Genomic DNA, 21,901 nt, shown 5'->3' with positions numbered 1-21,901 from the left:
GTGGTTGACGAGTGCAGAGACTCGTCAATCACGCACGGGTGCTCTAGTCGGTGACGCCTTCTGCACGGGCAGCGGCGGCGACTGCCTCCGCGACAGCGGGGGCGACGCGAGGATCGAGCGGGCTGGGAACGATCTTGTCTACAGCCAGCTCGTCACCGACGACCGAGAGGATTGCCTCGGCGGCGGCGAGCTTCATACCTTCGGTGATCCGGCGGGCACCGGCATCGAGCGCACCCCGGAACACCCCGGGGAAGGCCAGCACATTGTTGATCTGGTTCGGGAAGTCACTGCGCCCGGTGGCCACGATGGCCGCATGCTTGCGGGCGATGTCCGGGTGGATCTCCGGGTCCGGGTTCGACAACGCGAACACGATCGAATCCTGCGCCATGGTCGCGATCAGCTCCTCCGGCACGGTGCCCGCGGACACCCCGAGGAACACATCCGCCCCATTGAGGGCTTCGGCGGTGCCGCCGCGGCGGCCGGCCGGGTTGGTGCGTGCGGCCAGGTCGACCTTGACCTCGTTCAGGTCCTTGCGGTCGGCGGAGACGATGCCCTTCGAATCGAGCACCGTGACATCGGCGATCCCGGCGGCGAGGAGGATGTTCGCGCAGGCGACACCGGCGGCGCCGGCACCGGAGATGACGACCCGCAGCTGGTGGATGTCGCGGTCCTGGACCTTGACCGCACCCTTGAGGGCGGCCAGGACGACGATGGCGGTGCCGTGCTGGTCGTCGTGCATGACCGGGCAGTCCAGGGCCTCGATGACGCGCTGTTCGATCTCGAAGCAGCGCGGCGCGGAGATGTCCTCCAGGTTGACCGCCCCGAAGCTCGGGCGCAGCCGGATCAGGGTTTCGACGATCTCGTCGGGGTCCTTGGTGTCCAGGACCAGCGGGATCGAGTTCAGGCCCGCGAAGTTCTTGAACAGGGCGGACTTGCCCTCCATCACGGGAAGCGAGGCCCGCGGGCCGATGTCCCCGAGACCGAGTACCGCGGAGCCGTCGGAGACGACGACCACCAGGCGGCTGGTCCAGGTGTACCGGTCGGCGAGGGTTTCGTCGGCGGCGATGGCGCGGGAGACCTGCGCGACGCCGGGCGTGTAGGCGATGGACAGGGCGCGCTGCGTATCGAGGGCGGTCGTGGTCTCAACCGAGAGCTTCCCCCCGATGTGGCCGGCGAAGATCTCCTCGTCGGTCAGCTCGACCTTCTGCGGTGCGGTGGGTTCGGACACAATGGTCATTGTCTACTCATTCCTTGGCTATCGACGATCCGCGGGAGCGTGTCGTCGGAATTGATCATTGATTCGGCGCTCATTGCGCGTGGGTCATCTCTCGATCAGGGCGTCGCCGCGGTCGGCGGCGGCGTGTAGGGGGTGACTCGGACCATCCCGAGGCAGCGCTGTCTGCGGGGCTCGGTGGTTCGCTGTCGAAGCCCTTCGGGGGCAACGCCGATGGAAAGTTGCGCTGGTCCACACCCTCCACCCGCTGTTCGACCCCAGCGCACCGTCACGACTCGGGCTCACCGACTCGCTGTTCTTCGGCGTCGCCCTGAAATTCCCCACTGCGGGCGTCGCCGTCGACGTGGCGAGAACCAGCGTCGACCACCCGTCGGTACGAAAGATCGTCGCCGCACAGACAGCGGCAATCGCGAAGGTCAGGAGCCGAGATCCTGTGGCACTCGATGCGGTGGCGTCGCTGCTGCACGACAGCAGCCGGACAGATGCGCAGCGCTTGCTGGCGGACTACCTGTCCCCCCAGTACGGTCCCGATCCACGTGACGTCCACGCCGTTGGTGCGGATGCGCTCGAATGGCTGGCGGTCGCACTGAACACGGGTGGGCACACCGCCGCAGACTTCTACGAGGCGGTCCGGTGACTTCTTCCCGACGTGAGCGACTGGTCGTACACGCGCTGCCCGGGAGCCATGGCACGACGGTCACCGCGCGCAGGCACGAGTTGACGATCGACGAAGCCGCGCGATATGGCGGGCACGATGCCGGCGCAAACCCTGTCGAGCACATGCTCGCCGGTCTTGCCGCTGCCTCGCTGGTGGTACTTCGGCTGCTCGGCGAGGTCGCGATAGCCGAGTCTGCCACGCTCACAGTGTCAGCCGGCTTGAACGTCGACCGCGTGATGGGAACCGATGACGGCGCCGTCATCGACGTGATTCGCCTGGACTGGCACGTGGCGAACGCCGAACACGCCGTGCGCTTGCGTGCAGCACTTCCCCACCTTGCGAGTCGTCGACCGGGGCAAGCTCTGATCGATGCTGCATCCGTATCCACGGAAGCGGTGTCCATCGCGAGTTGACGACTGCGGACGAGTAGCCGGACCCGCGCTTGTCAGAGATCGAGAACGAGGTCGGTTTCGGGTTGCGAGCAGCACAAGAGAGCCGTGCCTGGCATCGGGGGCTCCAGGGGGTCCGGTCGGTATCGAACGGTCCCGGAGAGGATCGGGGTCTGGCAGGTGTGGCACACGCCGGTTCGACACGACCAGCGGGTCGGAACGTCGCAGGCTTCGGCGAAATCGAGGACGGTGCTGTACTCGTCGCTCCATGGCACGGTGAGTCCGCTGCGGGTGAACGTGATGCGCGGCCCGGTGCCGACGGGTCCCAGTGGCAGGTGTGGCGGGGTGTGGGTGACGTCGGTGAGTCCAGGGTTGATGGCCGAGAGTGTGCCGAACAGTTCGGTGTGGATGCGGTCGGACTCCACACCGAGGTGCATGAGCGCCTCGCACATCGCGGTCGTGAACGCGGTGGGACCGCACAGGTAGGTGGTCACGTTGGCGGGCAGCCCCAGGGCGGCCAAGGCTTCGCGGTTGATGCGGCCGGCGACGGCCGGTGGATCCAGGTTCGCCATCGGACTCTGGGCGGTGTAGTAGACGTGTTCGTGACCGCGGTCGACGCTGGTCAGCAATCGGTGCGCTTCGTCCGCGAAAGCCTGTTCGGCGGCTGAATGGGCGGTGTGCAGCCACCAGATGTCGCGCTTGCTGTGGGCTGCGGCGAGTGCATGCAGCATCGCCAGAACGGGGGTCACCCCGACGCCGGCCGAGAGCAGGAGCACGGGCGTGGTGTCGTCGCGGTCTTCGGGAAGGACGAAATCGCCACGCGGAGAGGCGATGTCGACGGTGTCGCCGACACGTAATTGCGTGTGGAGATAGGTGCTGACGAGGCCGTGAGTCTCGCGTTTGACGCTGATGCGGTACTCGCTGTCCGACGGGGCGGCAGACAGCGAATAGTTGCGCACCGGCGGTGGGTCGGCGGCGCCGGCGACGCGGAGGGCGAGGTGCTGGCCGGGTTTCGGCCGGGTCAGCGGGGTGTCGTCGTGTGGCGCCAGGTGGATCGACGCCACGGTTGTGCTTTCGGGAACGATCCGCGACACCCGCAGCGGTCGGAAGCCGGCCCAGCCTTCCGGTTGGGCGCCGGCGGGCGGCTCGCCGGCGCGCTTCGGGTGCTCTGCGGCGTCGAGCAGGTCGCGAAACGATCGCTGCCAGCCGGGGCTGAGCGCGGGGATGTCCACTGCGTTCCGGAGCTGGCCGATGTCCCGGTCGGGTAGGTAGAGCAGTGCGTCGATCGCGGCGACGCTCATGCGGTGTCGACCGATCCGGGTGCGGATGATCTCGTCGCCGGCCTGCACGTGACCTTCGGTGATGACCCGGAAGTAGAACCCGGGCCGGTGGTGGGCAACGAGCAGTGCCGGCATCTCGGGTTCACCCAGGCGCATTCCGACCCGATAACAAGTGACGCGTGGCTGAGTAACCTCGAACTCGGCGTCACCGATGCGATAGCGGTCACCGATGTGCACCTCGTCGTCGGGTAGGCCGTCGACGGTGAAGTTCTCACCGAACTGACCGTATTCGAGTTCGTCGCGACCGAGTTGACGCCGCCAGAAGTCGTAGGACTGACATTGGTAGACGAGGACGGCACGTATTTCGCCGCCGTGACCGTCGAGGTCGCCTTGACCGTCGCCGTCGATGTCGAGCGTGCGGACCATACGTGGACCGTCGACGGGGTACTTGAAGATGCCCGTGTGGACGGTCCGTCCTTGCCAGGGAACGTCTTTCGGCATACCGACGTTGAGTGACCGTAGGCGTGCCATTGTGCGACCCCTTACTGTTTCGCGCGGAACAGATTGCCGGAGGTGTCCATCGTTCGCGCCCTAGCCATCGCGATGAGCAGCTTCGTCATGTCGCAGAACATCCTATATCCGACTGTGATCTGCACCACTCCCGGCCCGATGGTCATGAAACAGCTTTCCGATCGATATCCGCGGCCGCGGAAGGAGGTCGGGTCTGAGCGGATCGGCGGATCGGTGTGCGTTGCGGAACGAGCACGGTCAGGATGGCACCGACGACGGCCGGCGCCGCGAAAGCCGCCAGTTGCCAGTTGGTTCCGGTCCCGATCGCGACGAGAACGCCACCGTAGGTGGGGCCGACGATCGCCCCGATCCGGCCCACACCCAAGGCCATACCCAGTCCTGTGGCACGACTCGACGCGGGGTAGTGACTGCCGATGAACGTATTGAGAAGGATCTGGGTGCCGGTCGTGCCGACTCCGGCGAGCAACACCAACATGTAGACGACAACCAACGGCGGAGCGGTGGTCACGAGCAGTAGTGCGATCGCGGCGCACAGAAAGAATGCTGCCGTGACGGGTTTGATCCCGTACCGGTCGGCGAGCACCGCGCCGCCGAGGGCGCCGAGGGCGCCTCCGATGTTCAGTGTCAGGAGGAAAGACAGGGACGCGCCCAGAGGGTATCCGGCCGATCTCATCAGTGCGGGTAGCCAGGTCGCCACGCCGAACAACACCAGCAAACAGAGCAGGGTCGTGCACCAGAACAACAAAGTCGTGAGGGTGCGGTCGGTGCCGAAAAGTGCGCGTAATCCACGTTCTCGGCTGGACGTGGTGAGTGTCGGGGCGGCGGTGCGTTCGAGGCGATACCGGTCGGCAATCGCCGCCGCGGCGGCATGTTCTCCACGGGAAGCGAGGTAGGCGGGTGATTCCGGGAGATACGCGAGCATCAGGGGCAAGAACATCAGCGCCGGCACCAGGCCGGCGAGAAACATCGATCGGAAGCCGTGGGTGGGCACCAGCCACAGGGAAAGGACTCCGGCGAGTATGCCGCCGATGCAGGTGCCGACGAACCCCATGGCCACGGAACGGGCCCGGGCACGGGGTTCGGCGAATTCGATCAGTGTGGCGGCGGCTGTGGGCATGAGGACACCGGCGCCGAGTCCGACGGCGAAGCGTCCCGCCCCGAACACCTCGGGGGTGGGGGCGATCGCACACGCACCCATGGCTGTGGAGAACATGACGACGGCGGCGAGGAGAGTGCGGCGTCGTCCCCACCGGTCGGCAACTGCCGCGGCGAGGAGGGCTCCGACGAGCATGCCGATGCCGGTCAGCGAGCCCAGCATCCCGACGTCGGTGGCGTCGAGGTCCCACGGGGTGTATGTGAGCAGTGACGGAACCACTGTTCCGTACATCAGGAGGTCATAGCCCTCGAGGACCAGGGCCATCAGGCAGAGCCCGACGACGGGGGCTGCGGGTGGAATACGGGCACGCATCGGTTTCTCCGCTCGGAAGGTAGCCCAGACCAACGACCGCGGTGACCTCCGGAACATGTGAGGTCACTGCGGCGTGAGGTCCGGCAGAGGGTTGTGGTGGCTGTCTACGGGAATCTGGTTGCCAGCCACGCGCCGATGTCGGCGGCGGCGAGGCCGGCACCGGTGGGAGCGCCGTCGTGGATGGGTCCGCCGAAGTGGGTGCCGGCGACGCGGACGTGGGTTTTGTCCGTCGACCCGAGTGCATCGCACATCGTCTTGGCGTCGTCGGGGAAGCAGGCCTGGTCTCCGGTGAGTTCGACGAACAGTGTCGGTGCGGTCACCGTGGGGGCGCAGCGCAGGAAGTCGGCGTTGCTGCTGAGCCCGGACCAGGTCGACAACCAGGCATCCGGCGTGGAGAAGCGACCGAAGCCGACGAGTCCGTAGTTGGTCAGGTCGGGTCGCCGGCCGAACAGCGACCCGTAAGGGCGTTCGTTCGGGTTCAGCGAAAGATCGACGAATCGCAGGTCGGCGTCGGTGCGGTAGACGGTGAGGACGCGGGGCGCGAGGGCGGCGCGACGATCTCCCGGATCCGACGTGCTCTTGTACCGGCGGCGCGCGTCGGCGGCTTCGTCGACGCGTTGCCGGGCGACGGTGTCGAGGCGGGCGATGCGGTCGCGCTGCGCTTGGCGGTAGCGTGTGATGAATTCCGGTGAGTAGGAAGAACTGTGGGGCGGTTCGGCGAATCCATTCGCAGGATCGAACGGGTTCAGGTCCGGATCTGTCGAAAGCGGGTCGGATTCGTCGACGACCGACGGGTCGATCAGCCGCAGCAGGAGCGCACCCTGACCGGGGTGCGGTGCCATGAATATCGCCGCATCGGGCCGGGGCATCTCGGCCCCAGCCAGGTCGATGGGTCTGCCCGCGGGAGTATGGGTCAACCGCTCCCCCGGCGGCAAACCGGCTTGCTGGTGGTAGAACGCAAAGAGGGTTCCGCCGCCGGAATGGCCGAGGGTGACGACGTGGTCGAAACCCCTCTCCCGCAGAAACACTTGCCCGGCCGCGGCATCGAGCAAGGCTTGCTCGTGCACCAGCGCGATGTCGTTGTTGACCGATCGGGTGCCCTGCGTCCATACCGCGAACCCGCGGGCGAGCAGTTCGGGCACGAGCACGTGGTGAGTCAGATCCTGGCGCGGGTGCATCAGCGCGACGACGGTGTGCGCGCCGGGCACCACCCGTAGGACACCGGAGACCTTCGCTCCGTCGGCGGTGGCAAGTTCGTGCACCGACGTGACGGCGGTGTCAGGGGCCTGGGCGGCGTCGATGTACCGTCCGGCGCCGAGCCGTTGGGTGCTCTCGCTCATTGCGGCTCAACCCTCATGGCGTCCTTGTCCCACTGCGTGATTCGGGACCCCGCCAGTCCGGCGACGCTGCTGTACCAGACGGCGTGGCGGCAGCCGGTGGCGCGGCGGTCGATGACGATGGCCGAGTCGGAGACGATTCGGAAGTAGGGCCCGACGTGGTCGACAGTGACCGCCGGGTTGCGACCGGCCACCTCGGCAACAGCCGTGTTCTCGGGGACGTCGAGGACGAACAGGGTAGTCATCGGGTCGCCATCTCCTTCGATTCCTGCTCCTGCTGCCAGGCCGCTGCCCGTTCGGTGATCAGTTCGGCTTTGCGGGTGAGCAGCGCGGCCATGCTGGGATCCGGTCCGGTCACCACGTCGACCAGGGCGTCGATGGTGAGATTGGCGTCGAGGTCTTCCTGCGCGGTGACCGGGCGTAGCGCCCTGGTTATTTCGATCATGTAGCCGTTGGGGTCGTGTGTGTAGATCGACTCGATCGTCTCGTGCTGGATCTGCATCTCCACCGGCCACGAGCTGTGGTCCAAGCGCCGCCGGTATTCCATCAGGTCGTCTTCGCTATCCACGTGGATTGCCAGGTGGCGGGAGCGGATGAAGAAGATGGGTACGTCCTCGGCGAAACGGGAGTACGAGTCGCCCTGCGGGCCGCCGTCGAACGGTTCGAGGCCGAAGTAGTAGAAGAATGCCAATCGGTCGTCGTTGCCGATATCGAAGAAGAAATGGATGAAGTCGGGATGTTTCTCCGGGCCCCAGCCGGCCGCGCAGATCGAGTGCACGACTGGGAACCCGAGAACGTCACGGTAGAACGTGACGGTCGCGGCGGGGTCGAATGTCGGGTAGGCGACGTGGTCGACGCCCTTGACCGTGTGTTGCAGTTCGGACATGGTGAACTCCAATGGTTTCGGGGCTACTGAAGGGCGGCGGCCTGAGCGTTGGCACGCAGGAGACCACCGGCTCCGGGGATGTCGACCGGAAGATCGAGGGCCCTCAGCAGGCTGTAGACACCGGCGGTGGCCGCCGAGAGGACGGGCAGCCCGAACTCGTCTTCGGCCGCTTGGACGAGGTCGAGTGAGGGCATCTGCACGCACGCGGAGATCACCAGCGCGTCGGCTCCGGCGCGGTCGAGCGATCGGGCAGCGTCCATGACCCGGTCGCCGGGGATACAGCCGACCTCCGCGTTGTCGGCGACCTCGAGTGCTCGCCAGTCCGATACCTGAATTCCTTCGGCCTCGATGTACGCGACGACCTGCTCGGCGAGGGGACGCAGGTAGGGGGTGACCAGAACGATCCGTTCGGCGTGGATGGCGTGGAGTGCTTCGACGAGTGCGCCTGCGCTCGAGCGGATCGCCGCTTCCGAACCGCCGGTAGCCAGTTGCTCGGCAATCAGCCCCTCCACCCGCTGATGCTCTCCGGGTCCCACCGACATCAGCGCGACCAGGCACGCGTAGAGAATGGCGTCGACCCCGGCATCACCGAGTTCGAGGATGCATCGCTCGCGTTGGGCGTTCATCGCCCGTAGCTGTTCCGGGGACACGGACTGCATCCGCATCCGGCTCGAGTGAAACGAGAACCGCGCGTCCGCATGCCGGTTGAGCAGTGCCGGCATTTCCGTCTCGACGGTCACATTCGAACTCGGTACGACGAGTCCGATGCGATGAATGCCCATGTTGTGGCCCTTCTGGTGGGAGTCGGACATAGATTTACGCCCATGACGAGTATTCGACGCCAATGATGATTCGTCAACCCCCGAGTGATCGAAGCGTGGGTTCGCCGCAACTTCCCCCACCTCCGTGACGGCACTCACAGTTGCCTCTTGACATGTCATCATTCACGTCGAATACTCGACACAGACGTAAGGAGTGTTCGAGGATGACCTCACACCGCCCCCTGAATTTCCCCCAGCACGAAGGAGCGCAGCTGCAATGGCATATGTGATCGGAGTGGACGTCGGTGGCACGTTCACCGACGCGGTATTGGACGACGATGCGGGCACTGTTCTCGCCGCGAAGGCCCCCTCGACACCGCCGGACTACTCCCGCGGCGTGATCGACGTCCTCGAGGTACTCGCCGGGCAATTGGGCTGTCCGATCGAGGAAATGCTGGCAAACACCCACCACATCGCACACGGCACCACGTCGTCACTCAACGCGCTCGTCATGGGCAACGTGCCCCCGGTCGGCTTCCTCACCACCAAAGGCCATCGCGACTCCATCTACATCATGAACGTCGAGGGCCGATACCTGGGCGGCTCACCGGAGCAGTTGCAAAATGTCATGGGGCAGAGCAAGTCTCATGGCCTGATACCGAAGAAGCATGCCCTGGAAGTCACCGAACGACTCGACCGCGACGGCAACGTCGTCGTCGCACTCGACGAAGAATCCGCCCGTCGATCCATCCGCACGCTTCTCGCCGACGGCATCACCGCGATCGCGGTCTCCCTGCTGTGGTCGTTCCGCAACCCGACGCACGAGCAGCGCATCCGCGAACTCGTCCACGAGATCGACCCGACGGTGTTCGTGTCCCTGTCGAGTGAGGTGAGCCCACGCATCCGCGAATTTGCCCGCAACGCGACGACAATCATGAGCACCCAGATCGGACCGGGGCTGCGTGACTACCTCGGTTCACTGGAGTCCGAGCTGCGGGAACGCAAACTCGCCGGACCCCTGCTGGTGATGCAGAGCAACGGCGGCGCCGTCGCAGCCGCCGAGGCACCGAAGAACGCGATCAGCACCGTCGGCTCGGTGCTGACCGGTGGCGTGGTCGGTGCGGTGTCCCTCGGCAAACAACTCGGCCACCGCAACATCATCGCCACCGATGTGGGCGGGACCACCTTCCTCGTCGGCCTCGTCGTCGACGGCGAGCCAGTCCGGGCGTCGAGCACGATCATCAACCACCACCCGATCAACGTTCCCACCCTCGAGGTACACGCCATCGGTTCCGGCGGCGGCGCCATCGCCTGGGTCGACCCCGGCGGCAATCTCCAGATCGGCCCGCACAGCGCCCAGGCCGTCCCCGGCCCGGCCTGCTACGGCCAGGGCGGCATCGAACCGACCAACGCCGACGCGAACCTGGTTCTCGGGATCCTGCCCGAACACGGGCTCCTCGGCGGCCGTAAACCGCTGGACAAGGACCTCGCGCGGGAAGCGATCCGCACCAAGATCGCCGAACCCCTCGGGCTGTCGATCGAAGACGCGGCCGCGGCCATCTACGCCGTACAGAACGCCCAGACCGGTGACCTGCTGCGCAAGACGGTGGTCGAGGCGGGACACGACCCCCGCGACTTCGTGCTCTACGCCTTCGGCGGTGCCGGCCCAGCCCACTGCGCCGCCTACGCCCGCGAGGTCGGTGTCAGGGAAGTCATCGTCCCACTCGGCCAGGTGGCCTCGGCGTTCTCCGCCTACGGATTGGCCTCGTCCAACATCGTCCTCGCCGCCGAACTGTCCGACCCTGCCGCCATGCCGCTCGATCCTGCCCGTGCCGAGCGCAACTTCGCCCAACTCGAGTCCCAGGTCCTCGAGCAACTCAACCGGCAGGGGTTGACATTCACCGGGGTGGAGATCGAACGCGAAATCGACATGCGCTACACCATGCAACTTGCGGAGGTAGCGACAGCGGTACCTGCCGGTAGCCTCGACGCCGCCGGTATCCACGCCGCGTCGGACCTCTTCGAGCAGCGGTACGCCGAACTGTACGGAAAAGACAGCGGTTTCCGTGAGGCCGGAATCCAGGCCATCACCTACCGTGTCCGGGCCACCGGCCTCCTGCCGTTCTCCCCTACCCTGCCGGAGGTCAAGTCCGCGGACTCCGCCGATCCCACACCGGCACACATCGGAACCCGAAAAGTGTGCCTGGACGGCCGGATCGGGTACGTCGACACCGACGTCTACGACTACAGCAAGCTGCTCGCCGGACACGTCCTGCACGGGCCGGCCATCATCGAAGTCCCCACGACCACCGTCGTCGTTCCCGACGACACCACCGGCACCGTCGACCGCCTCGGCAACCTCACCATCGCCGCCCAGTAGGAGCACCGAAGATGACCATGCAAATCCCCGGCTCCGAAATCTTCTCGAGCCGACCGATCGACCCCGACGCACTGGCGCGATCGCTGCCCCCGACGCTGGCAGTCCACACCGTCAGCCAGGAGCACATCGACAACCTCGACCCACTGACCTACGAGGTCGTCCGGCACCGGCTGTGGTCGGTCACCGACGAAATGGGCGAAGCACTCAAACGCATGTCCGGCTCCCCCATCGTCACCGACGCCAACGACTTCGACTTCGCGATCAGCGACGAAATCGGGCAGGAAGTGCAGGTAGGCCTGTACAACACCATGCTCGTCGGGGCGGTCGACCTCGCCATCTACTGGACCCTCCAGCACCGCGCGACCAACCCGGGCATCACCGAGGGCGACATGTTCCTGTGCAACGATCCGTGGGTCGGCGGCGGACTGCACCAGAGCGATGTGATCGTCTATCAACCAATCTTCCACGAGGGCAAGCTCTTCGCCTGGACCAGCGCCATCTGTCACGAACCCGATCTCGGCGGATCCGGGCTCGGCTCGTTCGACCCCTCTGCCCAGGACGTGTTCTCCGAGTCGCTGCCGACACCCCCGATCAAGGTGGTCCGCGACTACGAACTGCAACGCGACGTCTCCGACGCCTGGGTGCGGCGCTCGCGGGTGCCCATGCTCGTCGGACTCGATCTCCGCGCGAAGATCGGCGCCAACACCGTGGGGCGCAACCGACTGCTCGCGGTGATCGAGCAGTATGGCGCCGACACCGTCAAGGCCGTGATGAAGCGAATGATGGCCGACGCCGAGGGACGTCTGCGCGGCAAGCTCACCTCGCTGCCCGACGGAACCTGGAAGGCCACCGGCTATCAGGATCAGTCACACACCGGCGACCGCGGGATCCACAAGATCACCGTGGCCATGACCAAGACCGCCGACCACCTCACCTTCGATTTCACCGGCACGGATCCGCAGACCGGCGTCATCAACTGCACTTACGCAGGCATGCGCGGCGGAGTCATGCTCGCCCTGCTTCCGATCCTCGCCGGGGACATCCCCTGGTCCGCGGGCGGACTGATGCGCTGCTTCGACCTGGTCTCCGAAGAGGGCACGATCAACAACGCCACCTTCCCCGCCGCGGTCAGCCGCGGACCGATCGGCCCCGCCTGGCTCACCGGCACCCTGATCGCCGAATGCCTGTCGCAGATGCTCGACCGGTCGGTCGATCTCGGCACGAGCGTGCAGGCCGCGTGCTGCGGCACCTGGGACACCGCCGTGATCGCCGGTCTCGACGAACGCCCCGAACAGTCGGTGCCGTTCCTCAACATCATGATGGAGCCGATGGCCGGCGGCTACGGGGCCCGCCCCACCGCCGACGGCATGGACACCGGTGGCCTCTTCTGCATCCCGATGGGCCGCATCCCGGACACCGAAATGACCGAATTCCTCTACCCGCTGCTCACCCTGTGGCGCCGCGAGGAACCCGACTCCGGCGGACCCGGACGCCAGCGCGGTGGTGTCAGTGCCTCCATCGCCATCACCCCCTACGGCACCAGCCTGCCGATGGGCCTGGTACTGGCGTCGGCGGGCAAGGCCGTCGCCCAGAACAACGGTCTCGCAGGCGGATACCCCGGCAATACCGGCGTGGAGGTCCTCGCCCGCGGCACCGACATCGTCGAACAGTTCGCGGCCGGCCGCATCCCCGACGCCCTGGACGATCTCGGCGGCGGCCGCGAACTCGGAGCCTGCTACGCCGAGAGCTACGTGGCACCCGGTGAGGTGCTGTACATGCACTGGCAGGGCGGCGGCGGCTACGGTGATCCGTTGCTGCGCGACCCGGCCGCCGTGGCAGCCGACTTCCGTGAAGGCAAGGTCACCGAAAACGGTGCCGAAACCGTCTATGGAGTCATCCTCTCCGGCGGAGATGCCGATGAGATCCGGACCTCGGATCGGCGGGACGAGATGCGCACGGAGCGTCGAGACCGCTCCGGGACTACTCGGTCCGATGCCCCCGTGCTCGATCTGGCCGGGGCACGCAGACTCGACGACAACCTGGCGGAGGTCACGATCGGGGACACCCGCGCGATCGCCTGCGCCCAGTGCGGACGCCTCCTCGGAGACGACAAGACCAATGCTGCGCTGGACCTCGCCCGGTTCGAAGGTCCCTCCTCGACCGCCGGACCACAGGTGACCTCCGATCCGCGCGAGTACGTCGACGCCCCCGTCGTCTTCCGGCAGCTGTGCTGCCCCGGTTGCTGGACCGCTGTCTACTCCGGCATCGTCCCCGCCGATCACCCCGATCACGCCCTGGACATCGCCCGCCTCCTCCCCGCGGTAGCGGAGCGATAATGTCGGCGAACCCCGTGATGACACTGGATGCAGGAGGACTGCGGTGACCTTCTCGGATTGGGGCGGACGCCTCGTCACGTTCCCCGCCGACCGGGCCGGGCACTACCGCGAAAGCGGGATGTGGAGCGCCGATCCCACCGGGCGGCGACTGCACCGGATCGCCACCCGGTTCCCGGATCGAACGGCGGTGATCAGTGCGGAGGGTTCGATGAGCTTCGCCGAACTGGACCGTCGGACCGACCAGATCGCGGCCGGACTGATCCGGCTCGGGCTCGACCGACTCGATCCGGTCATCTTCCAGCTGACCAATCGCCTGGAGACCGTCCTTGCCTGGTACGGCTGCCTCAAGGCCGGCCTGGTTCCCGTCGCGACTTTGGCCGCGCACCGCATGCACGAGATCGGGCACGTCAGCCGCAAGGTCGGCGCCGTGGGGCATATCGTCGAGGCCCGCACCGCGGGATTCGATCTCGTCGAGTTCGCACGCGAACACGCCGCCGGGCATCCCAGCATCCGGCACATCATCAGCGTCGGCGACGAGGCGGGCAACGATCAGCCAGGCGTGACCCGACTGGAAGACATCGGTCGCGAGACCGATCCCGCCGCAGCCCGTGCCGTGGTCGAACAGATAGAAGCGCAGATCGACCCACTCGACGTCGTCGCGTTCCAGCTGTCCGGCGGTACCACCGGTGTGCCCAAGGTGATTCCGCGCATCCATGCCGAATACTGGAACAACGCCCTGCTCTACGCACAACGACTCGGCTGGGACGAACACAGTCGCGTGGCACACCTGATACCGATCATTCACAACGCCGGAATCTCGTGTGGGCTGCACGCGGCGCACTCCGTCGGCGCCTGCCTGGTACTGGCCACCGCTGACGCTCCCGCGGCGTTCGAGTTGATGGCACGGTCGGAGGCGACCGAAGTCCTCATCGGGCACGGCCACTACCAGGCGGTGCTGACCCCGGACTTCGACAAGGCCCGCGCGTCTCTCGGACGGGTCGTACTGTCGGGTGCCAAGGTTCCACCCGAACTGTTCGAACGAGTCGACGACGGTGCGGGGCATTGGGCCGGCCAGCTGTTCGGCATGTCCGAAGGGCTGCTGACGGTGACCCCGATCGACTCCCCCACCCACGCTCGCCTGACGACCGTGGGAACCCCGATCGCGTCCGACGACGAAATTCGTATCCTCGAGCCGGGTACCGAGATAGATCTCCCCGACGGCGGCGTCGGAGAACTGTGCTGCCGCGGCCCATACACGATCCCCGGCTACTTCGATGCCCCGGAGCACAACCGGGATGCCTTCACCTCCGACGGCTTCTACCGCACCGGTGACCTCGCCGCGATCACCGTCATCGACGGCGAGCGGTACCTGTCGATCGAGGGCCGAATCAAGGACCTCATCAACAGGGGCGGGGAGAAGATCAACGCGGAGGAACTCGAATTACTGCTGCTCGAGCATCCTCGCGTCGCCAATGCGGCGGTAGTCGCCATGCCCGATCCCCGACTCGGGGAGAAAACCTGCGCATATCTGGTGGCCACCGACGAAGAGCCGTTGTCGATGAAGGCCGTTCAAGAGCATCTGGCCCGGCTCGGCGTCGCCAAGTTCAAGTGGCCCGAACGGCTCGAATGGGTGACATCCTTGCCGCACACCAATGTGAACAAGATCGACAAGAAGCGGCTGCGTGCCGAGATAGCCGCGAAAGTGCTCGCCGAAGCCGATGCACGCGGCGCGGTCGTCTAGAACCACGTGTTCCGTTCTGGATCAACACCTTCGGGGCATGTCCACACGGGCATTCCCCCGAAGACGACCACCTTCCAGATGACATCGACCGCACACGTCACATTGACTGTTCGACATAAACGTCGAATACTTGACTTAAACGTCACACAGACTGGAGTTTTGCCATGAATCTCGCGCGAGTCGCAGTTCTCGGAGGTGGACCCGGCGGTCTCTATGCCGCAAGACTGCTCAAGCTCAGCCATCCGGACGCCGAGGTGACCGTGTACGAACAGAGCGCCCCGGACAAGACATTCGGATTCGGCGTCGGCCTCGCCTCCCGCACACAGCGCAATCTTCGCGAGGCCGATTCGGCATCGCTGGAGGCCATCGTTGCCGCTGCACACCCGCACGACATGTCGATGCAGGTCGGCGAGCACATCGCCCGGCTGCAGAGCGGCGACCTCCTCGCGATCGCGCGTACCTCCCTGCTCGAAGTGCTGCAACAGCAAGCCCGACAGGCCGGTGTCCGCCTGCACTTCGGCGAACGCCGGGACATCGGCGACCTCGACGCGGACCTGATCATCGCGGCCGACGGCATCAACAGCGGAACGCGCACAGAGCTCGCAGACCGCTTCGATCCACACATCGACACCGGCACCGGGCTGTACCTCTGGTGCGGAACCGATTTCGCTCTCCCGAGCGCCATATTCACACCGGTCACCACCGAACACGGCACGTTCGTCGCGCACGCCTACCCCTACGCGCCGGACCGCAGCACCTTCCTCATCGAAACCGACGAGGACACTTGGCGGCGAGCAGGATTCGACGTATCCACCGAGCAGACAGCACCACTCGACAGTGACGAAACCTCACTGCACTACCTGCAGGCAGCGTTCGCCGACACTCTGCAGCACCACCGGCTGATCGGTAACCGCACCCGCTGGATGCGCTTCCGGACCATCTCGTGTGGGCATTGGCACAGCGGCAACGTCGTACTCCTCGGCGACGCCGCCCACACCGCGCACTACTCCATCGGCTCGGGCACCAAGCTGGCCATGGAGGACGCCATCGCCCTCGACCAGGCACTCACCGCCTCCCCGAACATCGAGGACGCGCTCGCGCACTACGAACGAACCCGCCGCCCCGCCGTCGAATACCTCCAGCACATCGCGCACCGCAGCGAACTCTGGTGGGAGTCCTTCCCGCAGCGGATGAACCTACCCGTCGAACAGCTGCTGATCGCCTACATGACCCGCGCCGGAAAGGTCAGTCTCAGCCGATTCCACGACACCGCCCCCACGCTCGTGCGGAAGGGCCTGGCGAACTACGCGGACGTGCCTCCCGACGCGATCCCCGACACCGACATCACGGACTGGACGATCGGGCAACCACTCGCCCACGGCGACCGCCGATTCGAGCACCGGATCGCACCGGCGGACCTGCGCGACGCCGCCACCACCACAGTGCTCGATATCGACTTCGAGTCCGCCTGGGGTCCGGAGGCCACGGCACTCATCGAGACCGCACCAACCGCGCGAACTCTCTGGCTCACCGGCCCAACCACCCGCTCATCGCTGCTCGGCAGGCTCGACTTCGCCGAACGCCTCGGTCACCGCACAGACGCACTCGTCGTCGTCGAGGCCCCCGGTTCCTGCCGCGCAGATGTCGCAGCAGGTTTGGCCAGCGTACGGATGCACCTCGCGTTCTTCAGTGATCCCGCGACGTCGGACGCTGATCCGGCGCTTTCCGGGTTGCGGGTCTCGACATGAGTACCCGACCAGCGACCGGCGCCCGTTATCCTTCGGACATGACAAGCGAGGAGGCCCCGAACGAGCGCCGACCCCGAGGCCGGGGCAAATCCCGTTCCACCGATCAGGCTGCGACCGAAACCGCGGGCATCCGCAGCAACCCTCGCCGTGAGCTGGTGGAAAAGCAGATCATCGAGCAAGCCACTCGACTGTTTGCCGAACGAGGATTCGCGAGCACCACGCTGCAGGACATCGCCGACGCAACCGGCCTGACACGGCCGGCCCTCTATCACTACGTGGCCAACAAGGACGAGCTCCTCTCCCGCCTGGTCAGCGAGAGCACCGAGACACCGGCCGCGCTGCTACACACCATCAACGAGCGCACCGATCTGGGTCCGACAGAAAAGCTCCGCGAGATGGCCACCGCCATCGCACTGCATCAGGCGCAGGCTCCGGATCGATTCCGGTTGATCATCCGTTCGGAAGCCGAATTACCCGAAGACATCTCACGCAACTACGAGCAGAGCCGTCGACACGTGCTCAAGGAATTCATCCACGTCGTCGAAGACGGTATCCGCACCGGTGAGATGCGACCGGTCGACCCGCGAACCGCAGCTCTGGCCGTCATCGGCATGCTGAACTGGATCGCCTGGTGGCATCAGCCGGGAAACGCAGACGACGACCGAGTCATCGCCACTCAACTCGCGGACATGGCGGTACGCTCGTTGGTCCACCAGGACCCGCAGTCGGCGAGCCCGGAAGGTCCCGCGCGAGCGATCGCGATGATTCGCCAGGACCTGAACTACCTCGAACGGCTGCTCGACGAACCACGCCCCGACTGACCGCGCTCGACGGCAACGGCCCCGGTCCTGACGGAGGTCACGCGCGTCGCAGCGCCAGCACGGGGATCGTCCGGATGCCCGCCGTCTTCTCCGCATATTCGGCAAAGCCGGGATACCGGCGCGCCTGCTCGGTGTAGATCCGATCCCGTTCGTCACCGGTCACCTCGACGACAGTCACCGGGTACTGCTCGGTGCCGCGTTCGACCTCTGCCTCCCCTGCACTGACGAGGTTGTAGTACCAGTCGGGATTGGTCGGGGCACCGGCCTTGGAAGCGAAAACGTAAATCGTGTCCGGACCTTGCTCATCGGGTAGATACATCATCGGGCTCACCCGATCGCGCCCAGTCTTTCGGCCCCGGTGGTGAACCAGCACCACCGGGGCGCCCTCGAACGGGCCACCCACTCGGCCCTGGTTTGCCCGGAATTCGGCAATGATATTCGCGTTCCAGTCGTCGGGGGTGCTCATCCTGGGAATTGTCCTAGGCCGGCACCGGAACGGGGGGCATTTCCGGTCGAATGACGTCGTCTCGTGTCGCACTCTTTCCGCTGACCGCGATGGCGACCATTCCGGCACCGCCAATCCGACGCCACGCACATGCAGGCGTCGTCGCCATCAGGCCCTTGTGGAAAATCAGTCCTGTTTGGGCACCCAGTGGTCGGTTGCGAGCTCGTAACTCTGTTTGAGCTCCCCGTACGCCGCTCGTTGGGCCTCCTCGCCCTCGCCGTACCGCCGGACGGCCATCTCGTGGGCAGCCGCGAAGGCCGCCTGTACCTCCTTCGACGATCGCCGCAGTGTCTGTGGGAGCTCGGTTCGGTTCACCGCTCCACTCCTTCTCGGTCGTGGCCGTGACGTACCCCTCGATTGTCCGCCCGGGACCACCGCGGCGGAACCGGGTTGACCCGGTTTTCCGATGTCGGCCGCGGGGCGCCCGCAGGCAGGGTCTGCGCAGCGCACCCGACACCGAGAATCACAGGCATCGAAGCGGGTCTCCACGGTGGCCTGCCAACGGTGTAGACCGGGGAAACACCTGGCACCGATCACCGGTATGGGTAACAATGACCTCGGAAAACACACAGCGACGCCAATTTCATTCTCGCCGAAGGGAAGTCCGCACCAGAGGAGACTCGATGCCTGTTTCGCCACACACATTGTTACAGCACGTCCAGGATCGCACCACCGACCTACGCCGATGGTTGGATACCGGCGAGAACACCGCCGTCCTGACGGCGTACCTGCGCGACGAACCCGTCGACCACCGTTGGCTCACCACCTACCAACGACTCACGCACGACCTGCTGAGAGCGGTCGACCATGCCTGCCCGTCCAGGGCGCCGCACGAAACCCAGACGCCGAACGCCGGCCGGCCGCCGGACCGTCGATGAACGACGACCAACGCCGGGCTCTCGAGCACGTACGCGACACCTGCGTCATGCTGCACAGCTTCCTGACCACCCACCCGAGCGACCGACCGCCCGAACAGGTCCGATCGGCCACCTTCGAACAGCTCACCGACGACCTCCTCGACGCCGTCACCGCAGCGCAGAACGCAGGAGTTCCCGAACAACGCATCTTCGACAGCATGTGACAACCGTCCGCCGGCCCGGTCCGTGGCAGAAGCCCCTACCGGGATCGAGGTTCGGCTCTCTAGCCGGTACCGGGCGAGGAATGCGCTTTGCCGGATGCAATACCGGCTCGTATTCCGATTGCTCCGGCCTCTCCACGGTTGGCGCCCTCGAGTTTCTTGAGCACGCTCGCGACGTGAAACTTGATCGTGCGCTGGCTGATCCCGAGTTCCTCGGCGATGGCGCGATTGCGTTTGCCGACCGCGAGGTGCGCGAGGACTTCGAGCTCGCGGGGGTTCAGGGTGGACAGCAGGTCCTCGTCGGGGCGGGCGGCGCGCGGATCCAACGGGATGGTCAGCGTCACGCGACTCCCCCACCCGGCGATGGATTCGATGTCGATCCGGCCGCGCAACGTGTGCAGGCGTCCGGACAGTTGCCGAGTCAGCGCGTTGCGGTCGATGGCGCCGAGCCCCCGGTCGCGAACCTCGATCAGAACGTTGTCACCGTCGCAGTCCCACGCGATCCGTAGCCGGGGCAGCACGATGGCGCGGACCATCGCGCGTGCCGCATGCGCCACCTCACCAGGAAGCGGACGGCCGTCGGCCGGCGGGTCGACATAGTCGACTTCGACCTCCCGATGCCGCAACAGTGGCCGCAATTCGCCCTGCAACCGAGGAAGTGCCGGGACTCGCCGGTGAGCTGCGTGGTGGCGATGCCGGTGTGTAGCCGGCTTCGAGCTGCTCGATCTCGTCGTCGGTCAAGGTCAGGTCTACCGCTGCGGCTGCGTCGACGAGGTGATGGGGCTTGGTCGCGCCCACGATTGGCGCGGTCACCTGCGGGTTGCGCATGACCCAGGCGAGGGCGACTTGGGCCATGGGCACGCCCCGTTCGTAGGCGACCTTCTCGACGGCGTCGATGATGGGCCTGTCGCGGTCGCCGTGGCCGGCGAAGAAGCGCTCGGCAGCGGCATCGTCTGCGGATCGGGTCGTGCCCGCCTGCCCGAACGAGCGGGTCAGCCGGCCTTTGGCCAGCGGGCTCCACGGGATCGATCCGACGCCCTGATCGGCAAGCAGCCCGAACATCTCACGCTCCTCCTCCCGCTGGAGCAGGCTGTACTGGTTCTGCATGGACACGAACTCGGTCCAGCCATGCAGGCGGGCGGTGTACTGCATCTTGGAGAACTGCCACGCCCACATCGAGGACGCGCCGATGTAGCGGGCCTTCCCGGCTCTGACGACGTCGTGCAGGGCCTCCATAGTCTCCTCGACCGGAGCGTCGGGGTCGAACCGGTGGATTTGGTACAGGTCGACGTAATCGATGCCGAGACGGGTGAGGGTTCCGTCGATCTGCTCCATGATGGCCTTGCGGGACAGCCCTCGCCCGCCGGGGCCGTCATGCATCGGGAAGAACAGCTTCGAGGCCAGCACGAACTGCTCCCGCGAGGCGAGCTTCCGCATCGCGCGCCCGACGATCCCCTCCGAGGTGCCATGCCCGTAAACGTTCGCGGTGTCCCAGAACGTGATCCCCAAATCCAGCGCCTGCCGCAGGAGCGGTTCGGCGGCGTCCTCGTTCAACGACCATGGGTGTCCGCCCGGAATCGTGGGATCGCCGTAGCTCATGCAGCCGAGCACGATCCGGCTGACGTTCAATCCGGTCGATCCCAGTCGTCCATACTCCATGTCGATTGCTCCTTCGCGGTGGCTTTCACCGCCACGTGACTTCAGATAGGTCGGGGACGCAGATTGGCATCCTCGGATAGTCACGCGATCGGGATACCTGGGTCAGCGGCCGACGAGGCCGAGGTGAAACTCGTTGTATCGGTCGCCGTGCACGCCGACCCGGCGGGCGAGGGTGTCGAGATCGGCGATCTCGTCGGCCGACAGCGGCACGCCGGTGGCGCCCGCGTTCTCCTGGATGCGCGCGGTCCGGCGCGTTCCGGGAATCGGCACGATCCAGCGCTGCTGCGCCAGGAGCCAGGCCAGGGCGATCTGGCCCGCGGTGGCGTCCTTTGCCGTTGCAAGCTGTGCGACGTGATCGACGAGAGACTGATTTGCTGCCCGGTTCTTTTCACTGAAACGTGGAATGCTCGCACGCACGTCCCCCTCGGCGAAGGTCGTGCGGGTGTCGACCGTGCCGGTGAGGAATCCCTTGCCGAGCGGGCTGAACGGAACGAAGCCGATGCCCAGCTCCGCCAGGGTCGGGAGCACCGCGGCCTCCGGGTCGCGTGTCCACAGCGAGTATTCGCTCTGGAGTGCGGTGACGGGCTGGACGGCGTGTGCGCGGCGGATGGTGGCGGCGGAGGCCTCGGAGAGGCCGAAGTGGCGTACCTTGCCTGCGGCGATCAGTTCGCCCACGGTGCCAGCGACATCCTCGATCGGCACGTCCGGATCGACGCGGTGCTGGTAGAACAGGTCGATCGCATCGGTGCGCAATCGGGTGAGGGATTCGTCGGCGACGCGGCGGATCTGCTCGGGCCTGCTGTTCAGTCCGGCGCTCTGATTGTTCTGGATGTCCCAGCCGAACTTGGTGGCGATCACGACATGGTCGCGGATGGGTTCGAGGGCTTCGCCGACGAGCTCCTCGTTGACGTACGGTCCGTATACCTCCGCGGTGTCGAAGAACGTGACGCCGTGCTCGACCGCGGAGCGCAGGACAGCGATCATGTCGTCCCGGCTGCCGGGGTTGGGTCCGTAGCTCTGGGACATGCCCATCGCGCCGAGTCCGATCGCGGAGACTTCGAGGCCTTGGCCGAGGGTTCTGGTGTGCAT

20 protein-coding genes and 1 pseudogene are annotated in these 21,901 nt (G+C 66.2%); 9 read left to right on the top strand and 12 right to left on the bottom strand.

Translation table 11 applies throughout. From position 1 onward, the window contains the following. Positions 1–43: 43 nt before the first annotated feature. Complete coding sequence (locus tag QM693_RS08630) at positions 44–1,237, bottom strand: NAD(P)-dependent malic enzyme (RefSeq protein WP_283352005.1); 1,194 nt, start codon at positions 1,235–1,237, stop codon at positions 44–46. Positions 1,238–1,667: 430 nt separating this feature from the next. Between QM693_RS08630 and QM693_RS08625 the strand changes: the two genes are divergently transcribed. Both QM693_RS08625 and QM693_RS08620 read left to right on the top strand, forming a co-directional pair. Next, on the top strand, positions 1,668–1,871 hold the full coding sequence (locus QM693_RS08625) for a hypothetical protein (protein ID WP_283352004.1): 204 nt from the start codon (positions 1,668–1,670) through the stop codon (positions 1,869–1,871). A gap of 80 nt (positions 1,872–1,951) precedes the next feature. Further along, a complete protein-coding gene (locus QM693_RS08620) occupies positions 1,952–2,305 on the top strand; it encodes an OsmC family protein (protein ID WP_283352003.1) in 354 nt (117 codons plus the stop codon). Between the two features lie 32 nt (positions 2,306–2,337). On the opposite strand, the gene QM693_RS08615 is transcribed toward QM693_RS08620, so the two are convergent. From QM693_RS08615 to QM693_RS08590, 6 genes are all read right to left on the bottom strand, one after another. Next, a complete protein-coding gene (locus QM693_RS08615; protein ID WP_283352002.1) occupies positions 2,338–4,092 on the bottom strand; it encodes an MOSC and FAD-binding oxidoreductase domain-containing protein in 1,755 nt (584 codons plus the stop codon). Positions 4,093–4,234: 142 nt separating this feature from the next. Next, complete coding sequence (locus QM693_RS08610; protein ID WP_283352001.1) at positions 4,235–5,560, bottom strand: MFS transporter; 1,326 nt, start codon at positions 5,558–5,560, stop codon at positions 4,235–4,237. Between the two features lie 104 nt (positions 5,561–5,664). Then, positions 5,665–6,900 (bottom strand): alpha/beta hydrolase, encoded by a 1,236-nt coding sequence (locus QM693_RS08605; protein ID WP_283352000.1) that lies wholly within the window; start codon positions 6,898–6,900, stop codon positions 5,665–5,667. Continuing rightward, positions 6,897–7,142 carry a hypothetical protein gene (locus QM693_RS08600; protein ID WP_280780300.1) on the bottom strand — a complete coding sequence of 82 codons (246 nt, stop codon included), beginning with the start codon at positions 7,140–7,142 and terminating at the stop codon, positions 6,897–6,899. Before QM693_RS08600 ends, QM693_RS08605 begins: the two co-directional genes overlap by 4 nt. Continuing rightward, positions 7,139–7,783: a VOC family protein gene (locus QM693_RS08595; protein ID WP_283351999.1), complete on the bottom strand. Its 645-nt coding sequence runs from the start codon at positions 7,781–7,783 to the stop codon at positions 7,139–7,141. The genes QM693_RS08600 and QM693_RS08595 overlap by 4 nt, the downstream gene beginning before the upstream one ends. Positions 7,784–7,806: 23 nt before the next feature. Next, positions 7,807–8,565 carry a maleate cis-trans isomerase family protein gene (locus tag QM693_RS08590; protein WP_283352176.1) on the bottom strand — a complete coding sequence of 253 codons (759 nt, stop codon included), beginning with the start codon at positions 8,563–8,565 and terminating at the stop codon, positions 7,807–7,809. Positions 8,566–8,821: 256 nt separating this feature from the next. Between QM693_RS08590 and QM693_RS08585 the strand changes: the two genes are divergently transcribed. The 5 genes from QM693_RS08585 (at position 8,822) to QM693_RS08565 (ending at position 17,570) form a co-directional block, all read left to right on the top strand. Further along, entirely contained in the window at positions 8,822–10,924 is a 2,103-nt protein-coding gene (locus tag QM693_RS08585) for a hydantoinase/oxoprolinase family protein (RefSeq protein ID WP_283351998.1), read from the top strand. An 11-nt stretch (positions 10,925–10,935) separates the two neighbouring features. Then, a complete protein-coding gene (locus QM693_RS08580) occupies positions 10,936–13,260 on the top strand; it encodes a hydantoinase B/oxoprolinase family protein (RefSeq protein WP_283351997.1) in 2,325 nt (774 codons plus the stop codon). A gap of 43 nt (positions 13,261–13,303) precedes the next feature. Further along, positions 13,304–15,001, top strand: coding sequence for a (2,3-dihydroxybenzoyl)adenylate synthase (locus tag QM693_RS08575; protein ID WP_280780296.1), 1,698 nt, complete (start codon positions 13,304–13,306; stop codon positions 14,999–15,001). Between the two features lie 164 nt (positions 15,002–15,165). Then, a complete protein-coding gene (locus QM693_RS08570) occupies positions 15,166–16,749 on the top strand; it encodes an FAD-dependent monooxygenase (RefSeq protein ID WP_283351996.1) in 1,584 nt (527 codons plus the stop codon). 38 nt (positions 16,750–16,787) lie between these two features. Next, positions 16,788–17,570, top strand: a complete 783-nt coding sequence (locus QM693_RS08565) for a TetR/AcrR family transcriptional regulator (RefSeq protein WP_283351995.1) — start codon at positions 16,788–16,790, stop codon at positions 17,568–17,570. Positions 17,571–17,607: 37 nt separating this feature from the next. Here QM693_RS08565 and QM693_RS08560 read toward each other — a convergent pair whose 3' ends face one another. Next, positions 17,608–18,036 (bottom strand): nitroreductase family deazaflavin-dependent oxidoreductase, encoded by a 429-nt coding sequence (locus QM693_RS08560; protein WP_280780293.1) that lies wholly within the window; start codon positions 18,034–18,036, stop codon positions 17,608–17,610. 165 nt (positions 18,037–18,201) lie between these two features. Next, positions 18,202–18,390, bottom strand: a complete 189-nt coding sequence (locus QM693_RS08555; protein ID WP_009473096.1) for a ChaB family protein — start codon at positions 18,388–18,390, stop codon at positions 18,202–18,204. 308 nt (positions 18,391–18,698) lie between these two features. Between QM693_RS08555 and QM693_RS08550 the strand changes: the two genes are divergently transcribed. Together QM693_RS08550 and QM693_RS08545 are read left to right on the top strand one after the other, a co-directional pair. After that, positions 18,699–18,953 carry a hypothetical protein gene (locus QM693_RS08550; RefSeq protein ID WP_283335384.1) on the top strand — a complete coding sequence of 85 codons (255 nt, stop codon included), beginning with the start codon at positions 18,699–18,701 and terminating at the stop codon, positions 18,951–18,953. Next, the gene (locus QM693_RS08545) at positions 18,950–19,156 is read left to right on the top strand and encodes a hypothetical protein (protein WP_283335383.1); all 207 of its coding nucleotides are present in this window, start codon (positions 18,950–18,952) and stop codon (positions 19,154–19,156) included. The genes QM693_RS08550 and QM693_RS08545 overlap by 4 nt, the downstream gene beginning before the upstream one ends. A gap of 59 nt (positions 19,157–19,215) precedes the next feature. Here the strand turns inward: QM693_RS08545 and QM693_RS08540 are convergent. The 3 genes and pseudogenes from QM693_RS08540 to QM693_RS08530 all read right to left on the bottom strand — a co-directional run. Next, positions 19,216–19,815, bottom strand: a pseudogene (locus QM693_RS08540) (helix-turn-helix transcriptional regulator); the annotation flags it as partial. Then, complete coding sequence (locus tag QM693_RS08535) at positions 19,712–20,782, bottom strand: aldo/keto reductase (RefSeq protein WP_283351994.1); 1,071 nt, start codon at positions 20,780–20,782, stop codon at positions 19,712–19,714. The pseudogene QM693_RS08540 and the gene QM693_RS08535, both read right to left, overlap by 104 nt. A gap of 132 nt (positions 20,783–20,914) precedes the next feature. Then, the gene (locus QM693_RS08530; protein ID WP_283351993.1) at positions 20,915–21,901 is read right to left on the bottom strand and encodes an aldo/keto reductase; all 987 of its coding nucleotides are present in this window, start codon (positions 21,899–21,901) and stop codon (positions 20,915–20,917) included.

The sequence above is a fragment of the Rhodococcus sp. IEGM 1305 genome (genome assembly GCF_030058635.1).
In the GTDB taxonomy this organism is placed as follows: domain Bacteria; phylum Actinomycetota; class Actinomycetes; order Mycobacteriales; family Mycobacteriaceae; genus Rhodococcus_F; species Rhodococcus_F opacus_D.
The sequence above is the reverse complement of the archived record's forward strand: the minus strand, read 5'-3'. Positions and strand labels throughout refer to the sequence as shown.